General features: G+C 67.5%; 13 protein-coding genes. 2 read left to right on the plus strand and 11 right to left on the minus strand.

Annotation, left to right across the window (positions count from 1 at the left end; translation table 11 throughout):
* Positions 1-74 precede the first annotated feature (74 nt).
* Positions 75-1,604 carry an acyl-CoA carboxylase subunit beta gene (locus AC07O0_RS01175; protein ID WP_494619347.1) on the plus strand — a complete coding sequence of 510 codons (1,530 nt, stop codon included), beginning with the start codon at positions 75-77 and terminating at the stop codon, positions 1,602-1,604.
* A 61-nt stretch (positions 1,605-1,665) separates the two neighbouring features.
* On the opposite strand, the gene AC07O0_RS01180 is transcribed toward AC07O0_RS01175, so the two are convergent.
* The 3 genes from AC07O0_RS01180 to AC07O0_RS01190 all read right to left on the minus strand — a co-directional run bounded on the left by AC07O0_RS01180 (position 1,666) and on the right by AC07O0_RS01190 (position 3,297).
* Positions 1,666-2,073 carry a type II toxin-antitoxin system VapC family toxin gene (locus tag AC07O0_RS01180; RefSeq protein WP_494619349.1) on the minus strand — a complete coding sequence of 136 codons (408 nt, stop codon included), beginning with the start codon at positions 2,071-2,073 and terminating at the stop codon, positions 1,666-1,668.
* Between the two features lie 3 nt (positions 2,074-2,076).
* The gene (locus AC07O0_RS01185; RefSeq protein WP_494619351.1) at positions 2,077-2,334 is read right to left on the minus strand and encodes a type II toxin-antitoxin system Phd/YefM family antitoxin; all 258 of its coding nucleotides are present in this window, start codon (positions 2,332-2,334) and stop codon (positions 2,077-2,079) included.
* Positions 2,335-2,400: 66 nt separating this feature from the next.
* A complete protein-coding gene (locus AC07O0_RS01190) occupies positions 2,401-3,297 on the minus strand; it encodes a LysR family transcriptional regulator (protein ID WP_494619353.1) in 897 nt (298 codons plus the stop codon).
* Between the two features lie 99 nt (positions 3,298-3,396).
* On the opposite strand from AC07O0_RS01190, the gene AC07O0_RS01195 reads away from it, so the two are divergent.
* Entirely contained in the window at positions 3,397-4,386 is a 990-nt protein-coding gene (locus AC07O0_RS01195) for a zinc-dependent alcohol dehydrogenase family protein (protein WP_494619355.1), read from the plus strand.
* 7 nt (positions 4,387-4,393) lie between these two features.
* Here AC07O0_RS01195 and fabF read toward each other — a convergent pair whose 3' ends face one another.
* From fabF to AC07O0_RS01235, 8 genes are all read right to left on the minus strand, one after another.
* Positions 4,394-5,659: a beta-ketoacyl-ACP synthase II gene (fabF, locus tag AC07O0_RS01200; protein WP_494619357.1), complete on the minus strand. Its 1,266-nt coding sequence runs from the start codon at positions 5,657-5,659 to the stop codon at positions 4,394-4,396.
* Between the two features lie 9 nt (positions 5,660-5,668).
* Positions 5,669-6,175, minus strand: a complete 507-nt coding sequence (locus AC07O0_RS01205) for a winged helix-turn-helix transcriptional regulator (RefSeq protein ID WP_494619359.1) — start codon at positions 6,173-6,175, stop codon at positions 5,669-5,671.
* A gap of 62 nt (positions 6,176-6,237) precedes the next feature.
* Positions 6,238-8,037 carry an SPFH domain-containing protein gene (locus tag AC07O0_RS01210; protein WP_494619361.1) on the minus strand — a complete coding sequence of 600 codons (1,800 nt, stop codon included), beginning with the start codon at positions 8,035-8,037 and terminating at the stop codon, positions 6,238-6,240.
* A 113-nt stretch (positions 8,038-8,150) separates the two neighbouring features.
* Positions 8,151-9,293, minus strand: a complete 1,143-nt coding sequence (locus tag AC07O0_RS01215) for an ABC transporter permease (protein WP_494619363.1) — start codon at positions 9,291-9,293, stop codon at positions 8,151-8,153.
* A complete protein-coding gene (locus AC07O0_RS01220) occupies positions 9,290-10,189 on the minus strand; it encodes an ABC transporter ATP-binding protein (protein WP_494620630.1) in 900 nt (299 codons plus the stop codon). The genes AC07O0_RS01215 and AC07O0_RS01220 overlap by 4 nt, the downstream gene beginning before the upstream one ends.
* Positions 10,190-10,218: 29 nt before the next feature.
* Positions 10,219-11,175, minus strand: a complete 957-nt coding sequence (locus tag AC07O0_RS01225; RefSeq protein ID WP_494619364.1) for an HlyD family secretion protein — start codon at positions 11,173-11,175, stop codon at positions 10,219-10,221.
* Positions 11,172-11,849 (minus strand): CerR family C-terminal domain-containing protein, encoded by a 678-nt coding sequence (locus AC07O0_RS01230; protein WP_494619365.1) that lies wholly within the window; start codon positions 11,847-11,849, stop codon positions 11,172-11,174. Before AC07O0_RS01230 ends, AC07O0_RS01225 begins: the two co-directional genes overlap by 4 nt.
* A 165-nt stretch (positions 11,850-12,014) precedes the next feature.
* Positions 12,015-13,163 carry an iron-containing alcohol dehydrogenase gene (locus AC07O0_RS01235; protein WP_494619367.1) on the minus strand — a complete coding sequence of 383 codons (1,149 nt, stop codon included), beginning with the start codon at positions 13,161-13,163 and terminating at the stop codon, positions 12,015-12,017.
* Positions 13,164-13,167 lie beyond the last annotated feature (4 nt).

The following is a 13,167-nucleotide window of genomic DNA, read 5'->3' on the forward strand; positions in this document are numbered from 1 at the left end:
GCAATGGACTTCGCCTACGGCCCCGCTTAAGCGGGAAACAAGACCTTTAAAGACCGCGCCCCGGGAGGCTCTTGATGAAGGACATTCTCGAACAGCTCGAAGACCGGCGCGCGGGCGCCCGGCTGGGCGGTGGCGAGCGGCGCATCGAGGCGCAGCACAAGCGCGGCAAGCTCACCGCCCGCGAGCGCATCGAGCTGCTGCTCGACAAGGACTCCTTCGAGGAGTTCGACATGTTCGTGCAGCACCGCGCCGTCGATTTCGGCATGGACAAGGCCGAGAAGATCCCCGGCGACGGCGTCGTCACCGGCTGGGGCACGGTCAATGGCCGCACCGTCTTCGTCTTCTCCAAGGACTTCACCGTCTTCGGCGGCTCGCTCTCCGAGACCCACGCCCAGAAGATCATCAAGATCCAGGACATGGCGCTGAAGATGCGCGCGCCGATCGTCGGCCTGTTCGACGCCGGCGGTGCCCGCATCCAGGAAGGCGTCGCGGCGCTCGGTGGTTATGGCGAGGTCTTCAAGCGCAATGTGCAGGCGTCGGGCGTCATCCCGCAGATTTCGGTGATTATGGGCCCCTGCGCCGGCGGCGACGTCTATTCGCCGGCGATGACCGATTTCATCTTCATGGTCCGCGACACCAGCTACATGTTCGTCACCGGCCCGGAGGTGGTGAAGACCGTCACCAACGAGACCGTGACCTCCGAGGAGCTCGGCGGCGCCAAGGTCCACACCAGCAAATCCTCGGTCGCCGACGGTTCCTTCGAGAACGATGTCGAGGCGCTGCTGCAGGTGCGCCGCCTGATCGATTTCCTGCCGGCCAACAACACCGTCGGCGTGCCGGAATGGCCGAGCTTCGACGTGCCCGATCGCGTCGACATGAGCCTCGACACGCTGGTCCCCGACAATCCGAACAAGCCCTACGACATCAAGGAGCTGATCCTGAAGGTCGTCGACGAGGGCGATTTCTTCGAGATCCAGCAGGCTTATGCCGGCAACATCGTCACCGGCTTCGCCCGCATCGAAGGCCGCACCGTCGGCATCGTCGCCAACCAGCCGATGGTGCTGGCCGGCGTGCTCGATTCCGATGCCAGCCGCAAGGGCGCCCGCTTCGTGCGCTATTGCGACGCCTTCGAGATCCCGATCGTCACGCTGGTCGACGTTCCCGGTTTCCTGCCCGGCACGGCGCAGGAATATGGCGGCCTGATCAAGCACGGCGCCAAGCTGCTCTTCGCCTATTCGGAATGCACGGTTCCGCTGGTCACGATCATCACCCGCAAGGCCTATGGCGGCGCCTATGACGTGATGGCCTCCAAGCATATCGGCGCCGACGTCAACTATGCCTGGCCGACGGCGCAGATCGCGGTGATGGGCGCCAAGGGCGCGGTCGAGATCATCTTCCGCGGCGGCGACGCCGAGACGATCGCGCGCCAGACCAGGGAATACGAGGACCGCTTCATGTCGCCCTTCGTCGCGGCCGAGCGCGGCTATATCGACGAGGTGATCATGCCGCATTCGACCCGCCGCCGGATCGCCCGCGCGCTGGCCATGCTGCGCACCAAGAGCGTCGAACGCCCCTGGCGCAAGCACGACAACATCCCGCTCTGAGCGGAGCTTTGACGCCGGGGCGGCCTCACATCAGCCCCGGCAGCTCCAAGCTGCTCATCACTCAAGCGGCTGCAAACGGGTTGAAGAGGGGGACGTTCAGCTCCTCGAAATCGCGGATATTCCGCGTAACCACCGTCAAGCCGTGCACGGCGGCGGTTGCTGCGATCATCGCGTCCTCGATGATCTCGCCCGACTTTCGGTGCATCAGCCTGGCCCAGGCGCGAAAGACGTCAGCGTTCATGTCGAGGACGTTGTAGGTCTGCGCGACCTGCTCCAGCCAGGCCCCGATCTCCGCCGCCTTGGCGACGTCCTGCTCGCGCGTCATCTCGATACCCGCCTGTATCTCTCCGATGGTGACCGCGGAGAGATACAGATCGGCATCGGCCACGCCTTCCAGCCAAGCCAACACGGCGCCATGCGGCCGCAACCGCCGCAGTTCGGAAACGACATTGGTATCGAGGAGATACATGCCTCACACGAGCTCCCCCGGCTCGCGCCGGCGGAGTCGACCGCGCCTGGGCAAATCCAGATCGACCCGAGCCTCGTCCGCGAGCAGCAATGCCTTCAATGTCGGCTTCGCATTTCGCTGAAGCCGCTCCCACTCCTTCAGCGGGACCAGAACCGCCGCGTCGGCACCTCGCTTGCTGACAATCTGGGGACCTTCTTTGAGACAGGTATCGAGCAACTCACTGAAGCGCGCCTTCGCATCCTGCACCGGCCAGCTTTTCATTCGGCCCTCCACGCTCAAACCAGCCTAGTCAGATAACTAGTCTTTTCTTCAGATTGCACAAGTGCCTCACATCAGCCCCGGCAGCTCCGCCGCCAGCGCGTCGATGGCGACGCGCACCTTCGGCGGCAGATGCGGCGTCTGCGGCCAGAGCGCGTGGACGTCATAAGGCAGCCGGCCCTCATCCGGCAGCAGCTCGACCAGCTCCCCGGCCTTGAGCCGCTCGCGCACCAGCCAGGACGGCAGCCAGGCCAGGCCCATGCCGAGCATGGCCGCATCGGCGATCGCCTCGAGATCGTCGAGCCGTAGTCGGTGGCGCGGCATGACCTCGGCCGCTGGCCCACCCTCCCGCGGGAACAGCCAGGGGCGCACGCGGCCCGAACGGCGATAGACCACCGCGTCATGATCAGCGAGATCGGCGAGCTGCGTTGGGCTGCCATGAGCCTCGAGATAGGATGGCGCGGCGCAGACGATCATGCGCTGACGGGCGACACGGCGCGTCACAAGGTTCGCCGCGTCGTGAAGCTCGCCGGTGCGGATGGCGATGTCGTGCCCGCCTTCGGCGAGATCGACGAAGCCGTCGCCAAAGGCGAGGTCGAGCTCCAGCTGCGGATGGCGGCGCGCGAGATCGAGCAGGATCGGCATGACGCAGCGCCGGCCGAACAGAACCGGTAGTGCCACCCGAAGTTTGCCCTGTGGCTCGCCCAACTGGTCGGCGGCGAGCGCATCGGCCGCCTCGGCTTCGGCGAGGACCGTCCGGCAGCGTTCGTAATAGGCACGGCCGAACTCGGTCAGGCTCTGTCGCCGCGTCGTGCGGTTGAGCAGGCGAACGCCGAGCCGTTCCTCCATGAAGCGGACATGCTTGCCGACCATCGGCGCCGACAGGCCGAGAGCCGCGGCAGCCGCCGCGAACGAGCCGAGATCGACCGCTCTGACGAAGACGCTCATGCTGGTGAGGCGATCCATCATCCGAAATCAATAGTTTTGATTATCGATCATGGAGCGCAATTTATCGCAGGATAGCGCGCTGCCATAGCTCATTCGCTCTGTTTTGGAGTCATGAGCATGGCCCGCACGATCCGCTTTCACCGCCATGGCGGCCCCGAAGTTCTCGCCATCGAGGACGTCGATGTTCCGCCGCCCGCCCCCGGCGAGGTTCGGATTCGGACCAGGGCGCTCGGGCTCAATCGGGCCGAGGCGCTGTTCCGCGCGGGAATCTATATCGAGCAGGCGCAGTTCCCGTCTGGCATCGGCCTCGAAGCCGCCGGGCTGATCGAGAGCATAGGCACAGGCGTCGATGGCTTCTCGCCCGGCGATGCCGTCAGCCTGGTGCCGCCGCGTTCGATGGTGAGCTGGCCGGTGCATGGCGAGCTCGTCACCGTTCCGGCCGGATTGGTGGTGAAGCACCCGCCGGCGCTGAGTTGGGAAGCCGCCGCAGCGAGCTGGATGCAGTACCTCACCGCCTATGGCGCGCTGATCGACATCGCCCGGCTCGGCCGCGGTGAACATGTGGTGATCACCGCGGCGTCGAGCAGCGTCGGCCTCGCCGCGATCCAGATCGCCAACCGGATCGGAGCGATCCCGATCGCGGTGACGCGGACCTCACGGAAGGCAGAGGCGCTGCGCGATGCAGGCGCGGCCCATGTCGTCGCCTCGGCCGAGGAGGATCTTGAAGCCCGACTGAAGGAGATCGCCGGCGAGGACGGCATCCGAGTCGTGCTCGATGCGGTCGGCGGCCCGGCGTTCCTGCCGCTGACCGCTGCGATGGCGCGCGGCGGCATCCTGTTCGAGTATGGCGGCCTCAGCCCGGAGCCTACGCCCTTCCCGCTCTTCAACGTTCTCAGCAAGAGCCTGACGCTGCGCGGCTATCTCGTCCATGAGATCGCGGGCGATCCCGCGCGCCTCGCCGCCGCCAAGGCCTTCATCCTCGACGGGCTGGGCGATGGCTCGCTGAAGCCGATCATCGCCCGGACCTTTCCGTTCGAAGAGATCGCCGAGGCGCATCGTTATCTCGAATCGAACGAGCAGTTCGGCAAGATCGTGGTGACGCTCTGAAGGCCACTCAGGCCCAGCGCCGGAACACCACACTGGCGTTGACGCCGCCGAAGCCGAAGCCGTTGGAGATGGCGTGCTCCATCGCAAGCGGCCTCGCCGTCTTCGCGACGAGGTCGAGCCCGGCCGCGTCCTCGTCGGGGTTCTCGAGGTTGAGCGTCGGCGGCGCGATCTGATCGCGCAGGGCGAGGATGGTGAAGACCGCCTCCAGCCCGCCGGCCGCGCCGAGCAGATGGCCAGTTGCCGCCTTCGTCGCACTGATCGCGATGCCGCCCTGATCGCCGAACACGGCCTTGATCGCGGCGAGCTCGCCGCGGTCGCCGACCGGCGTCGAGGTCGAATGGGCGTTGAGGTGGGCGACATCGCCGGGCTTGAGGCCCGCCTGCTTCAGCGCCGTCTCCATCGCCCTGCGCGCGCCCGACCCGTCCTCCGGGCCGGAGGTGATGTGATAGGCGTCGGCGCTGGTGCCGTAGCCGGTGAGTTCGGCGAGGATCGTCGCGCCGCGCGCCTGCGCATGCTCCAGCGCCTCGATCACCAGGATTCCGGCGCCCTCGCCCATGACGAAGCCGTCGCGGTCGCGATCGAAGGGACGCGAGGCCTTCTCCGGCTCGTCGTTGAAGCCGGTCGAAAGCGCCCGCGCCGCAGCGAAACCGCCGAGCGCGACGAGATCGACACAGGCCTCGCTGCCGCCGCAGAGCGCGATGTCGGCTTCGCCGGCCCGGATCATCCTGGCGGCATCGCCGATCGCCTGGACGCCGGCGGCGCAGGCCGTCACAGGCGCACCGATCGGGCCCTTGAAGCCATGGTCGATCGAGACATGGCCGGCGGCCAAATTGACCAGGAAGGACGGCACGGTGAAGGGCGAGAGCCGGCGCACGCCGCGCTGGTCGGTGGTCCGCACCGCCTCGGCAATCGCCGGGAAGCCGCCGATGCCCGAGGCGATCACCGTTGCGGTACGCTCGCGCTGCGCTTCGTTCTGCGGCTGCCAGCCGGCCTGCGCCAGCGCTTCCTTGGCGGCGACCAGCGCGAACTGGATGAAGCGGTCCATCTTGCGCTGATCCTTCGGCGCGATCGCCACATCCGGATCGAAGCCGCCTTCATTGTCCTCGGCCTTGCCGGGCACGAGCCCTGCGACGTTGGCCGGCAGGATCTCGGCGACCGCGTCGGGCAGGCGGCGCAGGCCGGAGCGGCCAGCGAGCAGCCGCTGCCAGGCGAGCTCGGTCCCGCAGCCCAAAGGCGACACGACGCCCAGTCCGGTGACGACGATACGGCGCATGGCAGGCTCCTAGTTCGATCTGGCTTGGGTGGCTGCATGGCGCGCAGCGAGGCGCTCGCGCAGGTCGTTGCTGGCACGCGGCCCGGCGATGACGGTGGCGCCTTCTGCGGTGACCGGCAGCAGGGTCGCGGCATCGACGACGATCGGCGTGATCGGCCGCCCGGTCCCGCGCTCGGCCAGCAGCAGCGAGGCGCCCTCGGGCGCAAGATGCCGGTTGGCATAGCCGATCAGCGCGACGACGACCGGAAAGAAGTCCCGGCCCTTCTCGGTCAGGACATATTCATAGCGCTTCGGCCGCTCGCTATAGAGCCGCCGCTCGAACAGGCCGCTCTCGGTGAGGTGCTTCAGCCGGCGCGTCAGCATGTTCGGCGCGATGCCGAGGCTGCGTTCGAACTCGTCGAAGCGGGTCAGCCCCTGCAGCGCATCGCGCAGGATCAGGATGCTCCACCACTCGCCGACGGTTTCAACCGCAAGGGCGCAGGGGCATTCGGTGAGCGGAGCGAACTTGGGCTGCATGACCCGGGCTCGCTAACGCAGTCACTATCATTTTGCAAGTGACTATCCTGCGACAGCCCTGCTCAGCGCGTGCTGCCGCTGTTCCTCGCAGGCGCCCCCGCGCCGGTCAGCGCGCCCGACAGCAGCGCCGCTGCACCGGCCAGCCCGTCGCCGCCGCCCGTGACGACCGTGTTCGGCACCAGACGGCCGACCAGGTTCACCAGCTCCGGCTTCTTTTCCAGCGTCGCCAGCACCTTCTCCAGCGCCTGCAGATAGGCGACACGGTCCTGCCCGAGGACATTGGCCTGGGCGTTCTGGCCCTTGGCGAGCTCTTCCAGATAGCCGCGCTCGGCCTGGCCGAGGAGCTGGCGCTCCTTCTGGCGCTGCTCGGCGACCTGGACACCGATCTGCGCGGCGACGAATTCACGCTGCTGGTCGGCGCGGGCCCGGGCCGCCTCGGTGTCGAGGCGGACTTTCTGCGCCTCGGTCTCGCGGGAGTAGGCGCGCGACAGCTGCTCGGCGAGCTGTTCACGCAGACGCGAGACCAACAGCTCCGGCGGGATCGACGGTTCGCCCATGCGAACCTCCTTGATCTCGATCCCGGCCTTGCGCCCCTCGATCCTGATCTGCTGCTCGATCGTGCTTTCGAGCGCATCGCGATTGTCGATCAGGTCGAGCACGCGGGTCGGCCGTGTCTGGAACTGCCCCGGCGCGAGCTCGCCCGCGGCGTTGCGGACCGGCACCCGGATCGAGGATCCCGCGACGTTGCGGACGATCGAGCGGATGGTCGGCGTCAGGATGCGATCCTCGATCTGCTCCAGGCCGCCGACGCCACCGACCACGACCGGGGCGTTCTCCGGCGGCACCTGCACGACGACGCGCAGTTCGACCGGGATGTCCCAGCCTTCGATCTTGACGAAGATCGCCTGATCGGCCGCCTCCTTCGGCGTCGGCTGCTCGACGAAGCGCTCGACCTGGCGGATGCGGCCCTGATCGTCCACTGCGAGGTCGATGATGCGCTTGCGGAAGCCGCCGCGATATTCCCAGGTCTGCACGCGGGTATCGACCTGCGTCATCTCATAGGCCTGATGGTTGAGATAGTAGGCGCCCGGCAAGAGCACGGTCCGCCAGATGCCGACGCAGCCCGAAGGCACGACCGGCACGACGATCGCGTCGGAGGTATCGGCCGTCTGCACCTTCTCCTCGCGGCAGGCGACGCCCGGCGCCGCAACGTTGGACTTGATCACCCCGACGAAGCCGGCCGGCACGATGCTGGCGACGGTGCGGTTGTTGATCTCGACGTCGAAGAGATAGCGGTTGAGCCGATAGACGCCGGGCTTCAACACCGTCTCCTGGGCACCACGCAGGCCACCGGAGGTCAGGAAGGTGCGCGCGTCGAGCATGCCGGCGACCTTGTCGTCGGGAATTGCTGGCGCCATGAACACGCCGGACGGCAAGGCGACTCCGTCCTTGGCGACGAGCCGGCCATAACTGCCGTTCGGCACCGTGACGAGCTCGAGCTGCTCGACCTGGTTGAGCACGTTGACGAAGGGGATGAAGTGGAAGCCGGGACCGAGCACCTCGGCCTGCGGCCCCTTCTGCCCGTCGATCGCGATGATCTTGCCGGTCGGCAGATCCGAGCCGCCATAGATGCGCCGCAGGTGCCCCGTCTCGTTCGGCCCGACCACGACATAGGAGGTCGAGGCGAATAGGAACACCGCGATCAGCACGCAGACGATCGCGGCGAAGTTCATGCCGGTCCGGCGCTTCAGCGCTGCTCCCTCCCGCTCGGCGAGGACGGCGTTCGGATCGCCGCGGCGGGCGAGCAGACCAAAGACGATGGCGAGCAGGACGGCCAGAAGCGTGAGGATCAAGATCAGCATGGACGCGATCGACTTCCTAGCGGCGGGACCGGCAGGGGATCGCCGCCCTGACGCATAGTCAAGCGGATTCGCGTACTTAGCCGGCGTCGCCTGAGACCTCCGATCCGGCGCGGTTAATCCAGCGTGCTCCTGAAGCGCATCAGCGCAATGCCGGCATAGAGCGGCACGAAGATCGACAGGTAAAACACCTCCAGCCCGATATCGCCGAGATCCGCCCCCTTCAGCATGATCGCGCGGACCACGCGGAGGAAATGCGTCAGCGGGAAGATCTCGCCAAGCCACTGCGCCCAGAGCGGCATGCCGGCATAGGGGAACATGAAACCCGAGAGCAGCAGCGAAGGCAGGAAGAAGAAGAATGTCAGCTGCATCGCCTGCAGCTGCGTGCGCGCCATGGTCGAGATCGTGTAGCCGAGCAGCACCAGCGCCAGCACGAAGATGGTGACGCAGGTCAGGAGCAGCGCGAGGCTGCCGAGGAAAGGCACGCCGAAGAGCAGCTTCGCCGCCGAGAGCACGACCGCGACCTGGACGCTGCCAACGGCGAGATAGGGCAGCACCTTGCCGAGCATGATCTCGCCCGGCGTCGCCGGCATGGCGAGCAGGTTCTCCATGGTGCCGCGCTCGATCTCGCGGGTCAGCGCCATCGCCGTCATCATAACCATGGTCATCTGCAGGATGACGCCGAGCAGGCCGGGCACGATGTTGTACTGGGTGATCCCCTCCGGATTGTAGCGCCGGTGCACCACGAAGGAGAGCGCGCTCTCGCTCTGCTCGCGCTTCAGCTCATCCGTGCCGAGCGCCCGGGTCAGCGCCCGGCTGGCGATGGTCTGCAGCGCGCCGACCGCATTGCTCGACGCGGCCGGATCGGTCGCATCGGCCTCGACCAGGATGCGCGGCTCGTCGCCGCGTTCGACCCGCATGCCGAAATCGCTGGGAATGGTGACGAGGAAGGAGATCGCGCCGCGCGCCATCAGGCTCTCGGCCTCGGCCGCGCTCTCGGGCCGCTTGGCGAAACGGTAATAGCCGGAGACCTCGAGCGCCGCGACGACGGAACGGGTATAGCGATCCTGACCCAGCGCCAGAACCGCTGCCGGCAAGCCCTTGGGATCGTTGTTGATCGCGTAGCCAAACAGCAGCAGCTGGACGATCGGCACCACCAGCATCATCGCGAAGGTGATGCGGTCGCGCCGCATCTGCACGAACTCCTTGGCCAGCACCGCGCCGAGCCGGCCGGGCGAGAACAAAGCGAGCGCGCTCATGCCGCTCTCCCCTCGGCTTGCGCCTTCGCCATGAACTGGATGAAGACGTCCTCCAGGCTGGTCGCATCGGGCTCGACACGAATACCGGGGCGATCCTTCAGATGCGCCAGCGCCGCTTCCAGCTTGGCCCTATCGGTGCCGACGACACGCAGCGTCGTCCCGAAGGGCGCGACCTGCTCGACGCCATCCGTCTTCGCCAGCTCGGCGATCTCCGCCGGCTTCAGCGCGCCATGCACGACATAGGTCGTGAGGCCCGAGCCCTTCACGACCTCGTCGACCGTCCCGGTCGCCAGCATCCTGCCATAGGCGATGTAGCCGATGCGGTGGCAGCGCTCGGCCTCGTCCATGTAATGGGTCGAGACCAGCACGGTGAGCCCGTCGCCGGCGAGCCGGTGGATCTCGTCCCAGAACTCGCGCCGCGCTTTTGGATCGACGCCGGCGGTCGGCTCGTCGAGCAGAAGCAGCTTCGGCTGGTGCATGATGCAGGCGGCGAGCGCGAGGCGCTGCTTCCAGCCGCCCGAAAGCGTGCCGGCGAGCTGGTCCTTGCGCGAGGTCAGGCCGAGATTGTCGAGCGTGCGGGCGACCGCCTCCTCGACCGGCTTCAGCGCGTAGAGCCGGGCGACGAAGGTCAGGTTCTCCTCGATCGTCAGGTCCTCGTAGAAGGAGAACTTCTGGGTCATGTAGCCGACCTGGAGCTTGATTTCGGCGCTCTGCGTGCGGACATCCAAGCCCAGCACTGTGCCCTCGCCGGCATCGGGCGTGAGCAAGCCGCAGATCAGCCGGATCGTCGTGGTCTTGCCGGAGCCATTCGGCCCGAGGAAGCCGACGATCTCGCCCTGCCGGACGGTCAGGTCGACATTGTCGACCACCGTGCGCTTGCCAAAGCGCTTGGTCATCCCGCGCACGTCGATGACGTTGCCGTCGCTCACCGCCGCCCCCGCAGCATCACGTCGACGATCTGGCCGGGCTGCAGTCGCGTCGCCGGCCCGCCCTCGGGCCTTGCCTCGACGAGATAGACCAGCTTCTGGCGGGTTTCTGCCGAATAGATCACCGGCGGGGTGAATTCCGGCTCCTGCGAGACATAGGAGACGGTGGCGACAAGCCCCTGCGGGCAGCCGGAGCAGCGCACATCGAGCCGTGTACCGACCGTGGTACCGAAGAGCAGAGCCTCCGGCACATAGAGCATCAGCTTGACCGCGCCATCGGGCAGGATCGTCAGCGCCGGCGCCGACGGCCCGGCAAGCTCGCCGGGATGGCGCACCAGATCGGTGACGATGCCGGCCGCCGGCGCCATCAGCTTGCGCTGGCCGAGCCGCCATTTGGCCTGGTCGAGCGCCGCCTGCGCCTGCTCCACCTGATTGCGCGCCGCCTTGATCTCCTCCTCGCGCGCCGCCAGCCGGGCTACGTTCAGATTGGCGATGGTCTCGCGCACCCGCGAAGCCGCGACGTCACGCGCGGTCTGCGCCTGGTCGAGATCGGCCTGGGTCGAGACACCGCGGCGAAAGAGGTCCTGCCGCCGTTCCAGCGCCCGCTCCGACTCGCGCTCCTGCGCCTTGGCCGAGGCGGCGATCGCCTCGATCACGGCGATCTCCTCCGGCCGCTTGCCGCTGAGCAGATTGGCGAGTTGCGCCTGCGCCTGCACCAACCGTGCCTCGCTCTCGGCGACGGCGTTGCGGGCATCGTCGGCCTGGAGCTCGGCGAGCAGAGCGCCGGGCGCAACACGCTCGCCGCGCCGGACCGAGACGGTCTCGATCCGCGCCGTGTCGATCGGTCCGATCCGGACGTACTCGCCCTCGACATAGCCGACGACGCGGGTGGTCGGCGGCGTGCAGACGCCAAGCGAGGCGGCGACGGCGAAGGAACAGATGAAGTCGAGGATCATGACGCCTCTCCCCTGCAGGCGAGAATGCTGGCGCGGACCGAGCGCCTGATGGTTTCCGTGATGGCGCGCGCCTCGTTCGGGCCGATCCCGTCCCAGCCCATGCGCCGCGTCACTGCCGGCCGCGCGATGCGGAAATAGATGAGCTGACCAACCGCCGTGAAGACCGCGAGCCGGGTCGCCGGCGCCTCCGGCTCCATCCCTGTCGCGGCCGCCCAGACCTGGCAGACCCGGCGATGCACCGGCTCGAACAGCCCGCCATAGATCACGTCGAAGGCCGGGCTCGGCGTGAACATCTCGCGCACGACGAAGCGGGCGATCATCTCGCTCTCCGGCGCAGTCGTCAGAAACGCGACCATGCGGTCGATCAGGGTCAGCAGCTGCTCGGCTGCGACATCGCGATCGGCGGCGTCGACCGTGATCGCCACCGCGTGCGCGGGCGCGCTGCCCATCAGCACAGCCTGCATTCGGGCGATGATCGCCTCGGCACAGGCTTTTCTCAGCCCGTCCTTGCCACCGAAATGATAGGCGATGCCGGCGCTGTTGACCTTGGCCGCCTGGGCGATCTCGCGCGTCGAGGTCGCATCGAAGCCGTTGCGCCCGAACAGGTCGAGCCCGGCGCGGATCAGCGCCTGCCGCGTGCCCTCGGCGTCCTTGAGGATGGATGTGCGTGCCATGGCGGAAGCATAGCACGGCCTCATGATTCAATCAATCGATTGATTGAAATGCGCGAGAAACAGGCGTGATGACCCCTCGCCTCCTCTCCCGATGCAAAGAGTTGGCACCGCGATGCGCAATCTGGCACTGGGGCGCAGCGGTGTGTCAGCTAGCCGAAAAAGCGCTTATCCCGTGGCCTGCCGGAACAGGACGTCGGCGGCCTCCTCGGTGAGCGGCACGGGATTGCCTCCGGCGGTCGGATCGACGATCGCCATCTTCGCCAGCCTGCCATAGTCGAGCGCGGTCACACCGAAGGCTTTGAGCGTATCGGGCACGCCGAGCTCGCGGCGCAAGGTCACGATCCAGTCGAAGAAGGCATCGAAGCTCGGCTCCAGCCCGATATAGGCGGCAAGCCGCGCGATCTTCTCCTCGATGGCAGGGCGGTTGAAGGCGAGGACATAGGGCATGAACACGGCGTTGGTCATGCCGTGATGGGTATGGTGCACCGAGCCGACCGGATGCGACAGGGCGTGGATGGCGCCGAGCCCCTTCTGGAAGGCGGTCGCGCCCATCGCGGCGGCGGCCATCATCTGGGCCCGTGCCTCGATATCGCTGCCGTCGGCGACCGCGCGCGGCAGGAAGACCTTGCAGAGCCGGATGCCTTCGAGCGCGATCCCGTCCGCCAGCGGGTGGAAGCCCGGCGCGCAATAGGCTTCGAGGCAATGCGCCAGCGCGTCCATTCCGGCGCCGACCGTGACCTTCGGCGGCAAGCCGATGGTGAGCTCGGGGTCGCAGATCACGATCTGCGGCATCATCCTGGGGTGGAAGATCACCTTCTTGGTCTGCGTCGTCTCGTCGGTGATGACGCCGGCGCGGCCGACCTCCGAGCCGGTGCCGGCCGTGGTCGGGACAGCGATGATCGGAGCGATGCCGGCCGGGTCGGCGCGCGTCCACCAGTCGCCGATGTCCTCGAAATCCCACATCGGCCGGCTCTGCCCGGCCATGAAGGCAACGACCTTGCCGCAATCGAGCGCCGAGCCGCCGCCGAAGGCGATGACACCGTCGCTGCCGCTGGCGCGGAAGACGCCGAGGCCATCCTCGACATTCGCGGCGACCGGATTGGCCTGGACGCGGTCGAACAGCGTGACCTTGAGCCCGTCTGCGTCGAGGAGCGCCATGGCATCCCTGATCATCGGCAGGCCGGACAGGCCGGAATCGGTGACGAGGAGCGGCTTTGCGATGCCGGCGGCGCGGCAGGCCTGCGCGAGCTCGCTGATCCGCCCGGGCCCGAAGCGGACCGCGGTGGGGTAGTTCCAGTTGGCCGTCAGTGTCACGGGT

Source organism: Allobosea sp. GW821-FHT10B12 (assembly GCF_059415545.1).

What these genes read in the sequence shown, in the direction of transcription:
- AC07O0_RS01210 (WP_494619361.1), bottom strand. Translation starts at nt 8,037, where the DNA reads ATGCTGATCTTGATCCTCACGCTTCTGGCCGTCCTGCTCGCCATCGTC.
- AC07O0_RS01215 (WP_494619363.1), bottom strand. Translation starts at nt 9,293, where the DNA reads ATGAGCGCGCTCGCTTTGTTCTCGCCCGGCCGGCTCGGCGCGGTGCTG.
- AC07O0_RS01185 (WP_494619351.1), bottom strand. Translation starts at nt 2,334, where the DNA reads ATGAAAAGCTGGCCGGTGCAGGATGCGAAGGCGCGCTTCAGTGAGTTG.
- AC07O0_RS01225 (WP_494619364.1), bottom strand. Translation starts at nt 11,175, where the DNA reads ATGATCCTCGACTTCATCTGTTCCTTCGCCGTCGCCGCCTCGCTTGGC.
- AC07O0_RS01230 (WP_494619365.1), bottom strand. Translation starts at nt 11,849, where the DNA reads ATGGCACGCACATCCATCCTCAAGGACGCCGAGGGCACGCGGCAGGCG.
- AC07O0_RS01220 (WP_494620630.1), bottom strand. Translation starts at nt 10,189, where the DNA reads ATGACCAAGCGCTTTGGCAAGCGCACGGTGGTCGACAATGTCGACCTG.
- AC07O0_RS01205 (WP_494619359.1), bottom strand. Translation starts at nt 6,175, where the DNA reads ATGCAGCCCAAGTTCGCTCCGCTCACCGAATGCCCCTGCGCCCTTGCG.
- AC07O0_RS01190 (WP_494619353.1), bottom strand. Translation starts at nt 3,297, where the DNA reads ATGGATCGCCTCACCAGCATGAGCGTCTTCGTCAGAGCGGTCGATCTC.
- AC07O0_RS01175 (WP_494619347.1), top strand. Translation starts at nt 75, where the DNA reads ATGAAGGACATTCTCGAACAGCTCGAAGACCGGCGCGCGGGCGCCCGG.
- AC07O0_RS01180 (WP_494619349.1), bottom strand. Translation starts at nt 2,073, where the DNA reads ATGTATCTCCTCGATACCAATGTCGTTTCCGAACTGCGGCGGTTGCGG.
- AC07O0_RS01195 (WP_494619355.1), top strand. Translation starts at nt 3,397, where the DNA reads ATGGCCCGCACGATCCGCTTTCACCGCCATGGCGGCCCCGAAGTTCTC.
- fabF (WP_494619357.1), bottom strand. Translation starts at nt 5,659, where the DNA reads ATGCGCCGTATCGTCGTCACCGGACTGGGCGTCGTGTCGCCTTTGGGC.